This window comes from Kineococcus glutinatus (genome assembly GCF_039542765.1).
Classification (GTDB): Bacteria; Actinomycetota; Actinomycetes; order Actinomycetales; family Kineococcaceae; genus Kineococcus_A; species Kineococcus_A glutinatus.
The window spans coordinates 1-1,926 of the sequence record NZ_BAABIL010000743.1; the positions used below are offsets into that span (position 1 = coordinate 1).

Consider the following 1,926-nt stretch of genomic DNA (forward strand, 5'->3'; position numbering starts at 1 on the left):
ACCTCACCGTCGTGCTCAGCCACGGCTGGGGCCTGAGCCTGGACGCCTGGCACTTCCAGCGGCTGGCGCTGCGCGAGCGCTACCGCACCGTGCTGTGGGACCACCGCGGTCACGGCCGCTCCGCGCGCGGGCCCGCCGGGTCGGGCACCATCCGCCAGGTCGGCGACGACCTGCACCGGGTGCTCGACGCGGTGGCCCCCACCGGGCCGCTGGCGCTGGTGGGGCACTCCATGGGCGGCATGGCGGTCATGGCGCTGGCGGCGGCGCACCCGGAGCTGGTCGCCGAGCGGGTCCGCGCGGTGGGTTTCGTGGCCACCAGCGCCGGCGACCTGGCCGCCGTGGACCACGGGCTGCCCGTGGTGGGGCCGTGGGTGGCGCGGGCGGCGCCCTGGGCGCTGGCGCTGGCGGTCCGCCGCGCCCGGCTGCTGGAGCGCGGCCGCCGCCTCACGGGGGAGCTGGAGCTGCGCGCCGTGCGGCACTGGTCCTACGCCTCCCCGGTCTCCGACGAGCTGGCGCGCGCCACCGCCCGGATGGTGACCGGCACCGACCTGGAGGTCATCTCCGACTTCCTGCCGACGTTCTCCACCCACGACGAGCGGGAGGCGCTGGCGGCGCTGGCCGGCCGGGAGGTGCTGGTGCTGGCGGGTGAGCGCGACCTCATGACCCCCGCCTCGCACAGCGAGGAGATCGCGCGGCTGCTGCCGGGCAGCCGGCACGTGCTCGTCCGCGACGCCGGGCACCTGGTGATGCTGGAGCACCCGGACGTGGTCGGCGCGCAGCTGCTTGCGCTGCTGGGGCGGGCCGCGGCGGGCGCACCGGCCGCCGGCCCCCACCCCGTCGAGGTGGTCTCCCCGCTGGAGCGGCACCCGTGAGCGTCCCACCGGTGGGCGAGCAGCTGTCCGTCGCCACCGCCGAGGGCATGCGGGCGCTGGGGCGCCGGCTGGCGGGTCTGCTGCGCGCCGGTGATCTCGTGGTGCTCTCCGGCGGCCTGGGGGCGGGCAAGACGACCCTCGTGCAGGGCCTGGCCGACGGCCTCGGCGTGCGCGGGCCGGTGACCTCGCCCACCTTCGTCATCTCCCGGGTGCACCCCTCGCTCGTCGGCGGCCCGGCGCTCGTGCACGTGGACGCCTACCGCGTCGGGGGGCTGGGGGAGCTGGACGACCTGGACCTGGACACCTCCCTCGACGAGGCGGTCACGGTCGTGGAGTGGGGCAGCGGGCTCGTGGAGGACCTGGCCGCCTCCCGGCTGGAGGTGGAGCTGCGGCGCCGCACCGGGCACGCGGCGGCGGGTCCGGGTGGCGGCGCGGACGAGGCCGTGGAGCTGGACGAGGCCGCGGAGCTGGACGAGCCGCGCCGCGTGGTGCTGCGCGGGGTGGGGGAGCGCTGGCGCGGGGTGCAGCTGCCCGGGGCCTGACCGGCGGGCGCGCCCGCGGCACGCCGTAGGCTCGCACCGTGCTCCTGCTCGCCCTCGACACCGCCACCGCCGCGGCTGCCGTCGCCCTCCACGACACCGGGCGGGTGCTCGCCGCCGTCCGCTCCCCCGAGGCGCGCCGCCACGCCGAGACGCTGGTGCCGGCGGTGGCGGAGGTCCTGGAGCGCGCCGGGCGCGAGCGCTCGGAGATCACGGACATCGCCGTGGGGGTGGGGCCCGGGCCGTTCACCGGTCTGCGGGTCGGGATGGTGACGGCCCTGTCCCTGGGCTTCGTCCTGGGCGCGCGGGTCCACGGCGTGTGCTCGCTGGACGCGGTGGCCGCCGAGGCGCTGGCCACCGGCGCGGTCGGGCCGGGGGAGGAGTTCGTCGTCGCCACCGACGCCCGCCGCCGGGAGGTGCACTGGGCCCGCTACGGCGGCGTGCCGCTGCGGCGGCTGGCGGGGCCGGCGGTGGGCGCCGCGGCGGACGTGCCCCGCGAGGGGCTGCGCGTCGTG

At 78.8% G+C, this 1,926-nt stretch carries 3 protein-coding genes; all 3 read left to right on the plus strand.

Annotation, left to right across the window (positions count from 1 at the left end):
• The coding region (locus tag ABEB16_RS20855; RefSeq protein WP_345714100.1) for an alpha/beta fold hydrolase at positions 1–872 on the plus strand (872 nt) is incomplete at its 5' end.
• A 47-nt stretch (positions 873–919) separates the two neighbouring features.
• Positions 920–1,414: a tRNA (adenosine(37)-N6)-threonylcarbamoyltransferase complex ATPase subunit type 1 TsaE gene (tsaE, locus tag ABEB16_RS20860; protein ID WP_345714102.1), complete on the plus strand. Its 495-nt coding sequence runs from the start codon at positions 920–922 to the stop codon at positions 1,412–1,414.
• A gap of 38 nt (positions 1,415–1,452) precedes the next feature.
• Positions 1,453–1,926: tRNA (adenosine(37)-N6)-threonylcarbamoyltransferase complex dimerization subunit type 1 TsaB (gene tsaB, locus ABEB16_RS20865; protein WP_345714101.1), on the plus strand; the 474-nt coding region annotated here is incomplete at its 3' end.

Coding starts and splice junctions, on each gene's coding strand:
- tsaE (WP_345714102.1), top strand. CDS start 920: ATGCGGGCGCTGGGGCGCCGGCTGGCGGGTCTGCTGCGCGCCGGTGAT.